This is a genomic window from Serratia sp. YC16 (assembly GCF_009707615.1).
Lineage (GTDB): Bacteria > Pseudomonadota > Gammaproteobacteria > Enterobacterales > Enterobacteriaceae > Serratia > Serratia surfactantfaciens.
On record NZ_WLYN01000003.1, the window covers coordinates 57937 to 72899 of the forward strand.

A 14963-nucleotide genomic window follows, 5' to 3' on the forward strand; every position below is an offset into this window, starting at 1 on the left:
GCCGCCCGGCCTCACTCCCAGAAATCCCGCGCCGGATCCAGCACCGGTTTGACGATGCCCGCGCGAACGGTGAAGTCGCCGAAGCCTTCGCCGGCGTTGCGCTCCTTCGCCCAGCGCCCCACCAACAGGTCAATCTCGCTCAGGATCTCGTCTTCGTTGATGTTCTCGCGGTACATGCGCGGAATACGCGTGCCTTCGCGGTTGCCACCCAAATGGAGGTTATAGCGGCCGACCGCCTTGCCCACCAGCCCCAGCTCCGCCAGCAGCGCGCGGCCGCAGCCGTTCGGGCAGCCGGTGATGCGCAGCACGATATGCTCGTCGCCCACCCCGTGCCGATGCATGATCCCTTCCACCTTGGTGACAAATTGCGGCAGGAAGCGCTCGGCCTCCGCCATCGCCAGCGGGCAGGTCGGGAAAGACACGCAGGCCATCGAGTTTTTGCGTTGCTCGCTGATCTGGTCGTCGATCAGGCCATGTTCGCGCGCCAGGGCTTCGATCTTCGCCTTCTCGCTTTCCGGCACGCCGGCGATGATCACGTTTTGGTTCGCCGTCAGACGGAAGTCGCCTTTATGGATCTTGGCGATCTCCGCCATACCGGTCTTCAGCGGGCGCCCCGGATAGTCCAGCAGGCGACCGTTCTCGATAAACAGCGTCAGGTGCCACTGATCGTCGATGCCCTTCACCCAACCGATGCGATCGCCGCGGCCGGTGAATTCATACGGCCGGATCGGTGCAAAGGTGATGCCGGCGCGCTTTTCCACTTCGGCGCGGAAAACGTCCACCCCGACGCGCTCCAGCGTGTATTTGGTCTTGGCGTTCTTGCGATCGGTACGATTGCCCCAGTCGCGCTGCGTGGTCACCACCGCTTCCGCCACCGCCAGCGTATGCTCGAGCGGAATGTAGCCGAACTCGCTGGCCTGACGCGCGTAGGTTTTCTTGTTGCCGTGCTCGATGGACAACCCGCCGCCCACCAGCAGGTTGAAGCCCACCAGCTTGCCGTTTTCGGCGATCGCCACGAAGTTCATGTCGTTGGCGTGCAGATCGACGTCATTTTGCGGTGGGATCACCACCGTGGTTTTGAATTTACGCGGCAGGTAGGTCGATCCCAAAATCGGCTCTTCGTCGGTGGTGGCCACCTTCTCCTGATCCAGCCACACTTCTGCGTAGGCGCGGGTGCGTGGCAGCAGGTGTTCGGAGATCTTCTTCGCCCACTCGTAGGCTTCCTGATGCAGCTCGGACTCCACCGGGTTGGAGGTGCACAGCACGTTGCGGTTCACGTCGTTGGCAGTCGCCAGCGCGTCCAGCCCCAGACGGTTCAGCAGTTGGTGCACCGGTTTGACGTTGCCTTTCAGAATGCCGTGAAACTGGAACGTCTGGCGGTTGGTGATGCGAATGCTGCCGTACAGCGTGCTTTCCTGCGCGAACTTGTCGATGCCCAGCCACTGCTGCGGACTGATGACGCCGCCCGGCAGGCGGCAGCGCAGCATCATGGCGTGGCGCGGCTCCAGCTTCTGCTCGGCGCGTTCGGCGCGAATGTCGCGGTCATCCTGCTGGTACATACCGTGAAAACGGATCAACAGGAAGTTGTCGCCGTTGAAGCCGCCGGTCAGGCCGTCGTTCAAATCTTCGGCGATGGTGCCGCGCAAGAAGTTGCTCTCCTTCTTCATGCGCTCCGCATCGGCCAGTTTGCCTTCGACTACCAAAGGCCCGGGGTGTTTATCACTCATCAGTAAACATCTCGCTGATAACGGCGCTCAAGGCGCAGCTCACTTAAAAATTCATCCGCCTGCTCGGTATCCATGCCACCGTGCTCGGCCACCAGTTCCAGTAATGTGTTTTCCACGTCTTTTGCCATGCGATTGGCATCGCCGCAGACGTAAATGTGCGCGCCTTCCTGAATCCAGCGCCACACTTCCGCGCCCTGTTCGCGCAGTTTGTCTTGTACGTATATTTTATGTTGTTGGTCGCGGGACCAGGCCAGATCGATGCGGGTCAGCAGGCCGTCTTTCACGTAGCGCTGCCATTCGACCTGATACAGGAAATCTTCGGTAAAGTGCGGGTTGCCGAAGAACAGCCAGTTTTTGCCGCCGGCGCCGTCGGCATCGCGCTGCTGCATAAAGGCGCGGAACGGCGCGATGCCGGTGCCCGGGCCGATCATGATCACCGGCGTTTCCGGGTTGGCCGGCAGGCGGAAGTTATCGTTATGTTCGATAAACACCCGCACGTCGCCGTCTTCCTCCAGGCGATCCGCCAGGAAGCCGGAGGCGCCGCCGCTGCGGGCGCGCCCGTCGATGTCGTAACGCACCACGCCCACGGTGATGTGCACTTCGCTTTCGTTCTCCGCCTGTGAAGAGGCGATGGAGTACAGGCGCGGCGTCAGCGGGCGCAGCAGACCGACCAGCTGTTCGGCGCTCAGGTCCGCCGGCGCCTGACGCACCATGTCGACGATCGGCGTGTTGTGCGCATAGTGCTGCAGCGCGGCTTTATCCGCCAACAGGCCGATCAGCGTTTCATCGCGCGACAGCGCGGCGTATTTATCGACGATCGGCGTGGTGTTCTGCGTCAGTTCGAAATGGCTGCGCAGCGCCTGCGCCAGCGGCAGGGTTTGCCCTTCCACCTCGACCGGCTCGTCGCCTTTCAGCCACAACAGCTGCACCAGTTCGTCCACCAGCGCCGGATCGTTGTCGAACCATACGCCGAGCGCATCGCCCGGCTGATAGCGCAGGCCGGAGTCGCCCAGATCGATCTCGATATGGCGCACGTCTTTATCCGACGCGCGGCCGGTAATTTTCTGATTGACCGCCAGTTGGGCGGTGAGCGGCTGTTCCTTGCTGTACGGGCTGCTGTCGATCAGATCGACCGCGCCGCTGGCCAACACGCCCGGCGCGGCGCTTTCCGCCGGCGCGCGCGCCTTCAGCACCGACACCACCTGTTTGCGCCAGGCGGCGGCCAGCTCCTGGTACTCCACGTCGGCGTCCACACGCTCCACCAGGCGCTCGGCGCCCAGTTCGGCCAGTTTGCCGTCGAAATCTTTACCAGACTGACAGAAATTCTCATAAGAGGTGTCGCCCAGCCCGAACACCGCAAAAGCGGTATCATTCAGCTTCGGCGCCTTCTTCGAGAACAGGAATTTATGCAGCGCCACCGCTTCTTCCGCCGGTTCGCCCTCCCCCTGCGTGGAGGCGACGATCACCAGCAGGCGCTCTTGCGCTATCTGTTTGAATTTGTAGTCGCCGGCGCTGACCAACGTGGCGCTCAGATTGGCGGCCAAAAGATCGTCTCGCAGCTGCTCCGCCAGGCGGCGCGCATTGCCGGTCTGCGATGCGGAAATGATGGTGATGCCGGCAGCCGCCGCTGGGGCGACAGGCGCAATGCCCACGGCTCCGGGCTGTTGATTGACCATTCCCCAAAAATAGCCGGACAGCCACGCCAGCTGCGTCGGCGAATAATCGCCGATCGTCGCCTGCAGGCGCGCCAGCTGTTCGGGCGTCAGCGGGAGCAAAGATGTTGGAGGAGCCTGAGTCGTCATTGCTGTACTTATTTCCTATACTTAGCGCCTTTGCTGCCAGGCGCGCGCCAGTGTCAGTCGCTGTCTCTTCGCTGCGTCGGGTGTGCGGAAAAGATCAGGAGAGTTTGTAAGGTTACCGAGCAGAATAGCAACGATTAAATAAGGGATAGCAATAAATCATAACCAAAATGACTAAGCTGTTTTTCCGGTAAGGGATAACGCTTAAACCGTTAAACAAAGTTTTTTATCCAGATGAAAATAAAGCACTTTTTTTCATCATTTTTTCACCGTTCAACATTTCGGCTCATAACCCCAGCCGATAGGTGCCGCAAACACCAAACAAAAAAAGTGTTAACCGGGCGCGTTGGCCGTGGCGGTAGACCATAACGGTATAAATGGCAAGCAGACGCGCTTTCCGGTACTATGCGGCGGTTTTTGAGTCAATGAGGCCGTAATAATGGCAACCACGCTGTTTAAAGATTTTCAGTTTGAAGCCGCACACCGTTTGCCGCACGTGCCGGAGGGCCATAAATGCGGCCGTCTGCATGGGCATTCGTTTATGGTGCGTCTGGAAGTGACCGGTGAAGTGGATCCCCACACCGGTTGGGTGATGGATTTCGCCGAGCTCAAGGCTGTGTTTTCCCCGATCTGGGAACGGCTGGATCACCATTATCTGAACGATATTCCAGGATTGGAAAATCCCACCAGCGAAGTGCTCGCCGCCTGGATTTGGCAGCAGCTCAAGCCCCAGCTGCCGGAATTGACGGCGGTGATGGTGAAAGAGACCTGTACTGCGGGATGCGTATATAAAGGTTAAAAGAAAGGGCGCCGCAATGGCGCCCTGATTTTAGGCGATGTTCAGATACTTGTGGGTCTGCATCGACAGCCGCCAGTTGCGCGCGATGCAGGTTTCGATGCACAGGCGGGTCGCCTCTTCTTTTTGGCTGATCGGCTGCAGCGCGATAATGCGGGTCTTGTCGTCCTGCAACGTCGCCAGCAGCGCATCCAGCGCATCGATGTCGCGCTCACGCGCCACCGGATGTTTCACCTCGTCGGCGCGCCGCAGCGCCTGATCCAATACCTTCATGCCGCCGCGCATGTTCACCTTCGGCGAAACCGTCACCCAGGTGTTGGCGGAACAACGGATTTCGTGGGTGCCGCTGGTCTCAATTTGGCAGCTGTAGCCATGCTGTTCGAACAGCTCGGTCAGCGGCGTCAGATCGTAGATACAGGGTTCACCGCCGGTGATCACGACATGGCGCGCGGTGTAGCCCTGCTGGCGCATTACCGCCAACAGCCGTTCGGCGGTGGCGTTGCCCCAGGCGTCGCTCTCTTCTGTTTTGACCAGGATCCGTTGCAGGTCTACTTCCCGATGGGCTTCCTTTTCCCAGGTATGTTTGGTGTCGCACCAGCTGCACCCTACCGGGCAGCCCTGCAGGCGGATGAAAATGGCCGGCACGCCGGTGAAAAAGCCTTCGCCCTGCAAGGTTTGGAACATCTCATTGATCGGGTACTGCATCGGTTTCTCAATCTGGAAAAGTAAAAAGCGATTATCGCAGATTCCGGCCCGGCGACCAAACGGCCAAAAATGTATTAAATTTTATCCTCGGCGCCGCCGTCAGCATATCTCACCGCTAATGGCGTTCATTTAATTTGTTAACCGGCCTTCGGCATTTCATCGGCGGTGCAAGCTGCTCCACAGAAAACAACACGCAGTTAACAAATAAGATAATTATATTTGACATAAAGCGCCGACGCGCAGATGTATATACAAGCAAACACAAGCCGGGCGACAGTTCCGGCCACGTTCCATCACGACTACATCTGCGTTTAGAGGGTGCCATGACTCATTCCACCAGCGAGTTAAACATTCAACAGGCCATCGACGACAGCAAGTTTTCGCTGTTTCACTGGACACTGATCATTCTCGGGTTCCTGATCCTCGCCATCGACGGTTTTGATACCGCCGCCATGGGCTATATCGCGCCGTCGGTCGCCAAAGACTGGGGCATCGTGAAACAGGACCTGGGGCCGGTGCTGAGCGCCGCGCTGCTGGGGCTATCGCTCGGCGCGCTGATCGCCGGGCCGATTTCCGACCGCATCGGCCGCAAGCGCGTGCTGGTGTTTTCCTGCCTGTTCTTCGGCCTGTCGAGCCTGGCCACCGCCTACGCCGGTTCGCTCAATAGCCTGACGCTGTGGCGTTTCCTCACCGGCCTCGGGCTGGGAGCGGCGATGCCCAACGCCATCACGCTGATCTCCGAATACGCGCCGCAGCGCTGCCGTTCGCTGGCGATCAACACCATGTACTGCGGCTTTCCGCTGGGCGCGGCCGGCGGCGGCGCCATTTCGTCGTGGCTGATCCCGAACTACGGCTGGCACAGCGTATTGCTGCTCGGCGCCATCGCGCCGCTGGCGCTGACGGTGTTGCTGATCCTGCTGCTGCCGGAATCGGTCAAGTATATGGTTAACCGTGGACAGGAAGCGGCGAAGATCAAACGCATCGCGCAGCGTTTCGTCAGCCAGAGCCTCGACGGCGTGACGCGTTTTTACCTGTACGAAGAGAAGCTGGCGCAGACCAAGACCAGCATCGGCCTGCTGTTCAGTCGCCCTTACCTGCTCGGCACGCTGATGCTGTGGGTGACCTACTTCATGGGGCTGGTGATCTACTACGTGTTGCTGAGCTGGATGCCGATCCTGATGCAGGGTTTGGGCTATCAGCTGGAGCAATCGGCGATGCTCACCTCGCTGTTCACCTTCGGCGGCACGCTGGGCATTCTGGTGGCCGGCTGGCTGATGGATCGCTGGAATGCGCATAAGGTGGTCTCGAGCGGCTTTGTCGTCACCGCCCTGCTGATCGTGGCGATGGCCACCGAAGACAAGCAGATCGTGCTGCTTGGCGCCTTCATCTTCCTGATGGGCGTCACCATGAACGGCGCGCAGTCCGGCCTGCAAACGCTGGCGGCCACCTTCTACCCCACCCACAGCCGCGCCACCGGCATCGCCTGGATGCAGGGCATCGGCCGCTTCGGCGGCGTCGCCGGCACCATGATGGGGGCTCAACTGCTGGCCATGCAATGGGAAGTGCAGAGCATCCTGATGTTCCTGTGCGTGCCGGCGCTGATCGCCGCCATCGCGACGGTATGCAAGATGAGCCGCAAACCGACGCTGCAACCGGCCGCCTGATCCTTGCCAGCCCGCTCATGGAGGGCTTTTTTTCCTGCGGTGATAGGGGTTGTTTATCCTCCGCCGCCAACTGTAATCAGTCTGTAAAAATATTGTGACTAGCCGCCCAAAAATGAGTCATTTTTAATTCATTTTTGCCGAATAGCTCACTTTTCTCCGGCCTTGTGCACATGAGGCCGGCGATAAAAAAACGCATATCAACCTGATATAAAAAGAAAATAACTTTTTCTTATGCCACTTTTCAGCGGCAACTGGTCAGTGTTGCATATGCTTGTACATACAAGTATATGTTAATAAGCCCTACGCATTGTTATGCCGTGGTTCTCATCCCCACCGCGGCATGGAATCTGCACCGATACTGTTTGAGGAAAATGCTGTGACTACAAATAACAAAGTTCGCAATGTCGATGTACGCGCGCCACGCGGCACACAATTAAACGCAAAAAGCTGGCTGACCGAAGCGCCGTTACGCATGCTGATGAACAACCTCGATCCTGAAGTTGCGGAGAACCCACACGAGCTGGTGGTGTACGGCGGCATCGGCCGCGCCGCGCGCGACTGGGATTGCTACGACAAGATCGTCGAAACCCTGAAAACGCTGGAAGAAGACGAAACCCTGCTGGTGCAGTCCGGCAAGCCGGTCGGCGTATTCAAAACCCACAGCAACGCGCCGCGCGTGCTGATCGCCAACTCCAACCTGGTGCCACACTGGGCGACCTGGGAACACTTCAACGAACTGGATGCCAAAGGCCTGGCCATGTACGGCCAGATGACCGCCGGTAGCTGGATCTACATCGGCAGCCAGGGCATCGTTCAGGGCACCTACGAAACCTTCGTCGAAGCGGGCCGCCAGCACTACGACGGCAGCCTGCAGGGCCGTTGGGTGCTGACCGCCGGTCTGGGCGGCATGGGCGGCGCGCAGCCGCTGGCCGCCACGCTGGCGGGCGCCTGCTCGCTGAACATCGAATGTCAGCAGAGCCGCATCGATTTCCGTCTGAAAACCCGCTATGTCGATGAGCAGGCCAAAGATCTGGACGACGCGCTGGCCCGCATCAAAAAATACACCTCAGAAGGCAAAGCCATCTCCATCGCCCTGTGCGGCAACGCGGCGGAAATCCTGCCGGAGTTGGTGCGCCGCGGCGTGCGCCCGGACATGGTCACCGACCAGACCAGCGCCCACGACCCGCTGAACGGCTACCTGCCGAAGGGTTGGAGCTGGGAAGAGTATCGCCAGCGCGCCCAGACCGAGCCGGCTAAAGTGGTCGCCGCCGCCAAACAGTCGATGGCCGATCACGTCAAAGCCATGCTGGCCTTCCAGCAGATGGGCGTGCCGACATTCGACTACGGCAACAACATTCGCCAGATGGCAAAAGAAACCGGCGTCGACAACGCCTTCGACTTCCCGGGCTTCGTGCCGGCCTACATCCGTCCGCTGTTCTGCCGCGGCATCGGGCCGTTCCGCTGGGCGGCGCTGTCCGGCGATCCACAGGACATCTACAAAACCGACGCCATGGTGAAAGAGCTGATCCCGGATGACGAACACCTGCACCGCTGGCTGGACATGGCGCGCGAGCGCATCAGCTTCCAGGGCCTGCCGGCGCGCATTTGCTGGGTTGGCCTCGGCCAGCGCGCCAAACTGGGCCTGGCGTTCAACGAGATGGTGCGCCGCGGCGAACTGTCCGCCCCGATCGTCATCGGCCGCGACCACCTGGATTCCGGCTCCGTTTCCAGCCCGAACCGTGAAACCGAAGCGATGAAAGACGGCTCCGACGCAGTTTCCGACTGGCCGCTGCTGAACGCCCTGCTGAACACCGCCAGCGGCGCCACCTGGGTTTCCCTGCACCACGGCGGCGGCGTCGGCATGGGCTTCTCCCAACACTCCGGTATGGTGATCGTCTGCGACGGCACCGATGAGGCCGCCGAGCGCATCGCCCGCGTTCTGCACAACGACCCGGCTACCGGGGTCATGCGTCACGCCGACGCCGGTTACGATATCGCTATCGACTGCGCCCGCGAGCAAGGCCTGAACCTGCCGATGGTTGCCGCTACCCAAGGAGAAAAAGCATGAAAGCGCTGACTATTCGCCCAGGCAAACTGACGCTGGCCCAGCTACGCGACGTCTACCAACATCCGCTGACGCTGACGCTGGACGACAACGCCTATGCCCCTATCCAGCAGAGCGTGGCCTGCGTAGAGCGCATCGTTGAAGAAAACCGCACTACTTACGGCATCAACACCGGATTTGGCCTACTGGCTTCGACGCGCATCGCCCGCGACGATCTGGAAAACCTGCAGCGTTCGATCGTGCTGTCACACGCCGCCGGCGTGGGCGAGCCGACCGACGACAATCTGGTGCGCCTGATCATGGTGCTGAAGATCAACAGCCTGTCGCGCGGCTTCTCCGGCATTCGTCTGGAAGTCATCCAGGCGCTGATCGCGCTGGTCAACGCCGAAGTTTATCCGCATATCCCATTGAAAGGCTCGGTCGGCGCTTCCGGCGACCTGGCGCCATTGGCACACATGAGCCTGGTGCTGCTGGGTGAAGGCCAGGCGCGCCATCAGGGCCAATGGCTGCCGGCGACCGAAGCACTGGCCAAAGCCGGCCTGAAACCACTGACGCTGGCGGCGAAAGAAGGCCTGGCGCTGCTGAACGGTACCCAGGTCTCCGCCGCCTTCGCGCTGCGCGGCCTGTTCGATGCGGAAGACCTGTTCGCCGCCGCGACCGTGGCGGGCAGCCTGACGGTGGAAGCGGCGCTGGGCTCCCGCAGCCCGTTTGACGCGCGTATCCACGAGGTGCGCGGCCAGCGCGGCCAGATCGACGCCGCCCTCGCCTATCGCCACCTGCTCGGCGCGCGCAGCGAAGTTTCCGACTCGCACCGCAACTGTGAAAAAGTGCAGGATCCTTACTCCCTGCGCTGCCAGCCACAGGTGATGGGCGCCTGCCTGACGCAGATCCGCCAGGCCGCCGAGGTGCTGGAGATCGAAGCCAACGCCGTCTCCGATAACCCGCTGGTGTTCGCCGAACAGGGCGACGTGCTGTCCGGCGGCAACTTCCACGCCGAACCGGTGGCGATGGCCGCCGATAACCTGGCGCTGGCGTTTGCCGAAATCGGCTCGCTGTCCGAACGCCGCATCTCGCTGATGATGGACAAACACATGTCGCAGCTGCCACCGTTCCTGGTGGAGAACGGCGGCGTGAATTCCGGCTTCATGATCGCCCAGGTCACCGCCGCGGCGCTGGCCAGCGAAAACAAAGCGTTGGCACATCCATCGAGCGTCGACAGCATCCCAACCTCCGCCAACCAGGAAGACCACGTCTCCATGGCACCGGCCGCCGGCCGCCGCCTGTGGAGCATGGCGGACAACGTACGCGGCATTCTGGCGGTCGAATGGCTGGCCGCCTGCCAGGGCCTGGATTTCCGCAACGGCCTGAAGACCTCGGAAGGTCTGGAGCAGGCGCGCCGTCTGCTGCGCGAGCATGTCAGTTTCTATGACAAGGATCGTTTCTTCGCCCCCGACATTGAAGCCGCCAGCCAACTCTTGGCGGCCGGTCACCTGACATCGCTGCTGCCTGCGGCGCTGCTGCCTAGCCAGGCATAATCATCACACACTGAATCACGCAGTTTGTTCTGCCCCGCCGGGTGCGTTCCACCCGGCGCGGGCAGCGCGTGCCTGTTCGGCAAACACTTAACGGGAAGCAACATGCGTAACGAAACAACACAACTCAGACGCGGACTAAACGCGCGGCATATCCGTTTCATGGCTCTCGGCTCGGCGATCGGCACCGGTCTGTTCTATGGCTCCGCCGGCGCCATTCAGCTGGCCGGTCCGGCCGTGCTGCTGGCCTACCTGGTGGGCGGCGCGGCGGTGTTCATGGTGATGCGCGCGCTGGGTGAAATGGCGGTGCACCAACCGGTCTCCGGCTCGTTCGGCCACTACGCCAGCCACTACCTCGGCCCGCTGGCCGGGTTCCTCACCGGCTGGACCTACACCTTTGAAATGGTGATCGTCGCCCTGGCGGACGTCACCGCCTTCGGCATCTATATGGGGCTGTGGTTCCCGGACGTCGCTCAGTGGGTCTGGGTACTCAGCATCATCCTGTTTATCGGCGCGCTCAACCTGTGCAGCGTCAAGGTCTTCGGTGAAATGGAATTCTGGCTGTCGCTGGTCAAGGTCGCCGCCATCGTGGCGATGATCGTCGGCGGCGCGGCGGTGATGTTGTTCGGTTTCGGACAGACCCAGCACGCCACCGGCATCAGCAACCTGTGGCAACACGGCGGCTTTATGCCTAACGGCATCGGCGGCGTGGTCGCGTCGCTGGCGGTAGTGATGTTCGCCTTCGGCGGCATCGAGATCATCGGCATCACCGCCAGCGAGGCGAAAGACCCCGCCAAAGTGCTGCCGAAAGCGATTAACGCCGTGCCGGTGCGCATTCTGTTGTTCTACGTGCTGACGCTGACGGTGCTGATGGCGATCTACCCGTGGAACAGCATCGGCCAGAACGGCAGCCCGTTCGTTGAGATCTTCAGCAACCTCGGCATCAGCTCCGCCGCCAACGTGCTGAACGTGGTGGTGATCACCGCCGCCATCTCGGCCATCAACAGCGACATCTTCGGCGCCGGCCGCATGATGTACGGCATGGCGCAGGACGGCCAGGCGCCGCGCAGCTTCACCAAACTGACCGCCAGCGGCGTGCCGTGGATGACGGTGCTGGTGATGTCGGTCGCTCTGCTGCTGGCGGTAGTGCTCAACTATCTGATTCCAGAGAAAGTCTTCATGATCATCGCCTCGATCGCCACCTTCGCCACCGTCTGGGTATGGCTGATGATCCTGCTGTCGCAGATCGTCATGCGCCGCACGCTGTCGCCGGAAGAAGCTCGTCAGTTAAGCTTCCCGGTACCGTGGTGGCCGGTAGCGCCGGCATTGGCGACCGCCTTTATGGCGTTCGTCATCGGCCTGCTCGGCTACTTCGAAGAGAGCCGCATCGCGCTGTACGTCGGGCTGGTATGGATAGCCCTCCTCACCGTGGCTTACTGGCTGTGGGTGCGCAAGAAAGGCGGTGGCTCGCCGGTCACTGCGGCAACGCAGCAGATGTAGCGTTCGCTGAAGGTAAAACCCGCTGCGGCGGGTTTTTTATTACACGCTTTTGGCCGAACGCCGGCCATAAAAAAACCCGCCGCAGCGGGTTTTTATTCAGCAACCGAATCGGTCGAACTTACTGGCCTTTAACTTCTTTCAGGCCGTTGAATGGCGCACGGTCACCCAGCGCTTCTTCGATACGGATCAGTTGGTTGTACTTGGCAACGCGGTCAGAACGGCTCATGGAACCGGTTTTGATCTGGCCAGCCGCAGTACCTACCGCCAGGTCGGCGATGGTCGCGTCTTCGGTTTCACCGGAACGGTGAGAGATCACTGCAGTGTAACCGGCGTCTTTCGCCATCTTGATAGCCGCCAGGGTTTCGGTCAGAGAACCGATCTGGTTGAACTTGATCAGGATGGAGTTAGCGATGCCTTTCTCGATGCCTTCTTTCAGGATCTTGGTGTTGGTCACGAACAGATCGTCGCCAACCAGCTGGATTTTGTCGCCCAGTACTTTGGTCTGGTAAGCGAAGCCCGCCCAGTCGGATTCATCCAGGCCGTCTTCGATAGACACGATTGGGTACTGTTTGGTCAGCTCTTCCAGGAAGTGAGTGAACTCTTCGGAAGTGAAGGCTTTGTTGCCTTCGCCGGCCAGCACGTATTTACCGTCTTTGTAGAATTCGGAAGCCGCGCAGTCCATCGCCAGAGTAACGTCTTTGCCCAGCTCGTAGCCCGCCGCTTTTACCGCTTCAGCGATAACCGCCAGTGCTTCGGCGTTGGAACCCAGGTTTGGCGCGTAGCCGCCTTCGTCGCCCACAGCGGTGTTCATGCCTTTGGCTTTCAGAACTTTCGCCAGGTGGTGGAACACTTCAGAACCGATGCGCACCGCTTCTTTCAGGGTTTTCGCGCCAACCGGCTGAATCATGAATTCCTGAATGTCGACGTTGTTGTCAGCGTGCTCGCCGCCGTTGATGATGTTCATCATCGGCAGTGGCATGGAGAATTTGCCTGGGGTGCCGTTCAGTTCAGCGATGTGCTCGTACAGCGGCATGCCTTTAGAGGCTGCGGCTGCTTTCGCTGCTGCCAGAGAAACCGCCAGAATGGCGTTGGCGCCGAAGTTGGATTTGTTTTCGGTGCCGTCCAGCTCGATCATGATCTTGTCGATGTTCGCCTGGTCTTTGGCATCTTTACCCAGTACTGCCTGAGCAATCGGACCGTTTACTGCAGCAACGGCTTTCAGTACGCCTTTACCCAGGAAACGAGACTTGTCACCGTCACGCAGTTCCAGCGCTTCGCGGGAACCGGTAGAAGCACCTGACGGCGCAGCAGCCAAGCCGACGAAACCGCCTTCCAGATGAACTTCGGCTTCTACAGTCGGGTTACCGCGGGAGTCGATGATTTCACGACCGATGACTTTAACGATTTTGGACATTAGGTTTTCCTCAGTACAAGTTAAACTAAAACTCCAGACAAACAGCGCGCGGTTCTCACCGCGCGCCGCCTACCAAATATTTTATTTCACCTGGCGCTTCTGATGCTCGCCAGCGGCTTTCACGAAGCCGGCGAACAGCGGATGCCCATCGCGCGGAGTAGATGTAAATTCCGGGTGGAACTGACAGGCTACAAACCACGGGTGATTCGGCAGTTCAATGATCTCAACCAGCTTGTTGTCGGCGGAACGGCCGGCGACACGCAGCCCTGCGGCTTCGATCTGCTTCAACAGCATGTTGTTAACTTCGTAACGGTGACGGTGACGCTCGACAATGGTCGGTTCGCCGTACAGCTGACGCACCAGGCTGTTGTCGCTCAGGTTGCACTGTTGGCCACCTACGCGCATCGTGCCGCCCAAATCGCTTTCTTCGCTGCGCACTTCGACGTTGCCGTCTTCGTCGCGCCATTCGGTGATCAACGCCACCACCGGGTACTTACAGTCTGGCATAAACTCGGTGGAGTTAGCGTTTTCCATGCCGGCCACGTTGCGAGCGAACTCCATCAACGCCACCTGCATGCCCAGGCAAATGCCCAGGTAAGGAATGTTGTTCTCGCGCGCATAGCGTGCGGTCATCACTTTGCCTTCCACACCGCGGTAACCGAAGCCGCCCGGGATCAAGATCGCATCCAACCCTTTCAGCACTTCCACGCCGCGGGTTTCCACGTCCTGCGAGTCGATCAGCTTGATGTTCACGGTCAGACGGTTTTTCAGCCCGCCGTGCTTCAGCGCTTCGATCACCGACTTGTAAGCGTCCGGCAGCTCAACGTATTTGCCGACCATACCGATGGTCACTTCGCCGCCCGGATTGGCTTCTTCGTAGATCACCTGTTCCCATTCGGCCAGGTTGGCTTCCGGCGCGTTCAGGCTGAATCGTTTACAAATATAATCGTCCAGCCCCTGAGATTTCAATAGGCCTGGGATTTTATAAATAGAATCAACGTCTTTCAGAGAGATAACCGCTTTTTCCGGCACGTTGCAGAAAAGTGCGATTTTAGCGCGTTCGTTAGCAGGAACCGCGCGATCGGAACGGCAAATCAGCACATCAGGCTGGATACCGATGGAAAGCAGCTCTTTTACGGAATGCTGGGTCGGCTTGGTTTTCACTTCGCCGGCCGCCGCCATGTAAGGCACCAGCGTCAGGTGCATGTACAGGGTATGCTCGCGGCCCACTTCCACTGCCATCTGACGGATGGCTTCGAGGAACGGCAGCGATTCGATATCGCCGACGGTGCCGCCGATCTCCACCAGCACCACATCGTGGCCTTCGCCGCCTTCGATGATGCGTTCTTTGATCGCGTTGGTGATGTGCGGAATGACCTGCACGGTCGCGCCCAGATAGTCGCCGCGGCGTTCTTTACGCAGCACGTCGGAGTAGATGCGGCCGGTGGTGAAGTTGTTGCGACGCGACATCTTGGTGCGGATGAAGCGCTCGTAGTGACCCAAATCCAGATCGGTTTCTGCGCCGTCTTCGGTGACGAAAACTTCCCCATGCTGAATCGGGCTCATGGTGCCCGGATCCACGTTGATGTACGGGTCCAGTTTCATGATGGTAACGTTGAGGCCACGGGCTTCAAGAATAGCCGCCAGAGAGGCTGCGGCAATGCCTTTACCCAGAGAGGATACGACCCCGCCGGTCACAAAAATATAATTAGTTGTCATGCTGAACCTGAGAGTTTAGGTTTAAAGACGATGGAAGAACCA

The 14963-nt window shown here is 59.9% G+C and carries 10 protein-coding genes; 5 read left to right on the forward strand and 5 right to left on the reverse strand.

Annotated features, from left to right (window positions below):
- Positions 1-11: 11 nt before the first annotated feature.
- Together cysI and cysJ are read right to left on the reverse strand one after the other, a co-directional pair.
- A complete protein-coding gene (gene cysI / locus GKN89_RS12200) occupies positions 12-1727 on the reverse strand; it encodes an assimilatory sulfite reductase (NADPH) hemoprotein subunit (protein ID WP_063918179.1) in 1716 nt (571 codons plus the stop codon).
- Positions 1727-3529 (reverse strand): NADPH-dependent assimilatory sulfite reductase flavoprotein subunit, encoded by a 1803-nt coding sequence (gene cysJ, locus GKN89_RS12205; RefSeq protein WP_154747093.1) that lies wholly within the window; start codon positions 3527-3529, stop codon positions 1727-1729. The genes cysI and cysJ overlap by 1 nt, the downstream gene beginning before the upstream one ends.
- Before the next feature lie 436 nt (positions 3530-3965).
- On the opposite strand from cysJ, the gene queD reads away from it, so the two are divergent.
- A complete protein-coding gene (queD, locus tag GKN89_RS12210; RefSeq protein WP_004932638.1) occupies positions 3966-4325 on the forward strand; it encodes a 6-carboxytetrahydropterin synthase QueD in 360 nt (119 codons plus the stop codon).
- A 30-nt stretch (positions 4326-4355) separates the two neighbouring features.
- Here the strand turns inward: queD and queE are convergent, their stop codons facing one another.
- Positions 4356-5027 carry a 7-carboxy-7-deazaguanine synthase QueE gene (queE, locus tag GKN89_RS12215; protein ID WP_154747094.1) on the reverse strand — a complete coding sequence of 224 codons (672 nt, stop codon included), beginning with the start codon at positions 5025-5027 and terminating at the stop codon, positions 4356-4358.
- A gap of 323 nt (positions 5028-5350) precedes the next feature.
- On the opposite strand from queE, the gene GKN89_RS12220 reads away from it, so the two are divergent.
- The 4 genes from GKN89_RS12220 (at position 5351) to GKN89_RS12235 (ending at position 11788) form a co-directional block, all read left to right on the forward strand.
- A complete protein-coding gene (locus GKN89_RS12220) occupies positions 5351-6691 on the forward strand; it encodes an aromatic acid/H+ symport family MFS transporter (RefSeq protein ID WP_019455103.1) in 1341 nt (446 codons plus the stop codon).
- 376 nt (positions 6692-7067) lie between these two features.
- Positions 7068-8759 (forward strand): urocanate hydratase, encoded by a 1692-nt coding sequence (hutU, locus tag GKN89_RS12225; RefSeq protein WP_025159649.1) that lies wholly within the window; start codon positions 7068-7070, stop codon positions 8757-8759.
- A complete protein-coding gene (gene hutH / locus GKN89_RS12230) occupies positions 8756-10291 on the forward strand; it encodes a histidine ammonia-lyase (protein WP_154747095.1) in 1536 nt (511 codons plus the stop codon). The genes hutU and hutH overlap by 4 nt, the downstream gene beginning before the upstream one ends.
- A gap of 102 nt (positions 10292-10393) precedes the next feature.
- Positions 10394-11788: an amino acid permease gene (locus GKN89_RS12235; protein WP_025159648.1), complete on the forward strand. Its 1395-nt coding sequence runs from the start codon at positions 10394-10396 to the stop codon at positions 11786-11788.
- Between the two features lie 118 nt (positions 11789-11906).
- On the opposite strand, the gene eno is transcribed toward GKN89_RS12235, so the two are convergent.
- On the reverse strand, positions 11907-13202 hold the full coding sequence (gene eno, locus GKN89_RS12240) for a phosphopyruvate hydratase (protein WP_004932670.1): 1296 nt from the start codon (positions 13200-13202) through the stop codon (positions 11907-11909).
- Between the two features lie 81 nt (positions 13203-13283).
- Complete coding sequence (pyrG, locus tag GKN89_RS12245) at positions 13284-14921, reverse strand: glutamine hydrolyzing CTP synthase (protein ID WP_004932674.1); 1638 nt, start codon at positions 14919-14921, stop codon at positions 13284-13286.
- Positions 14922-14963: the final 42 nt, after the last annotated feature.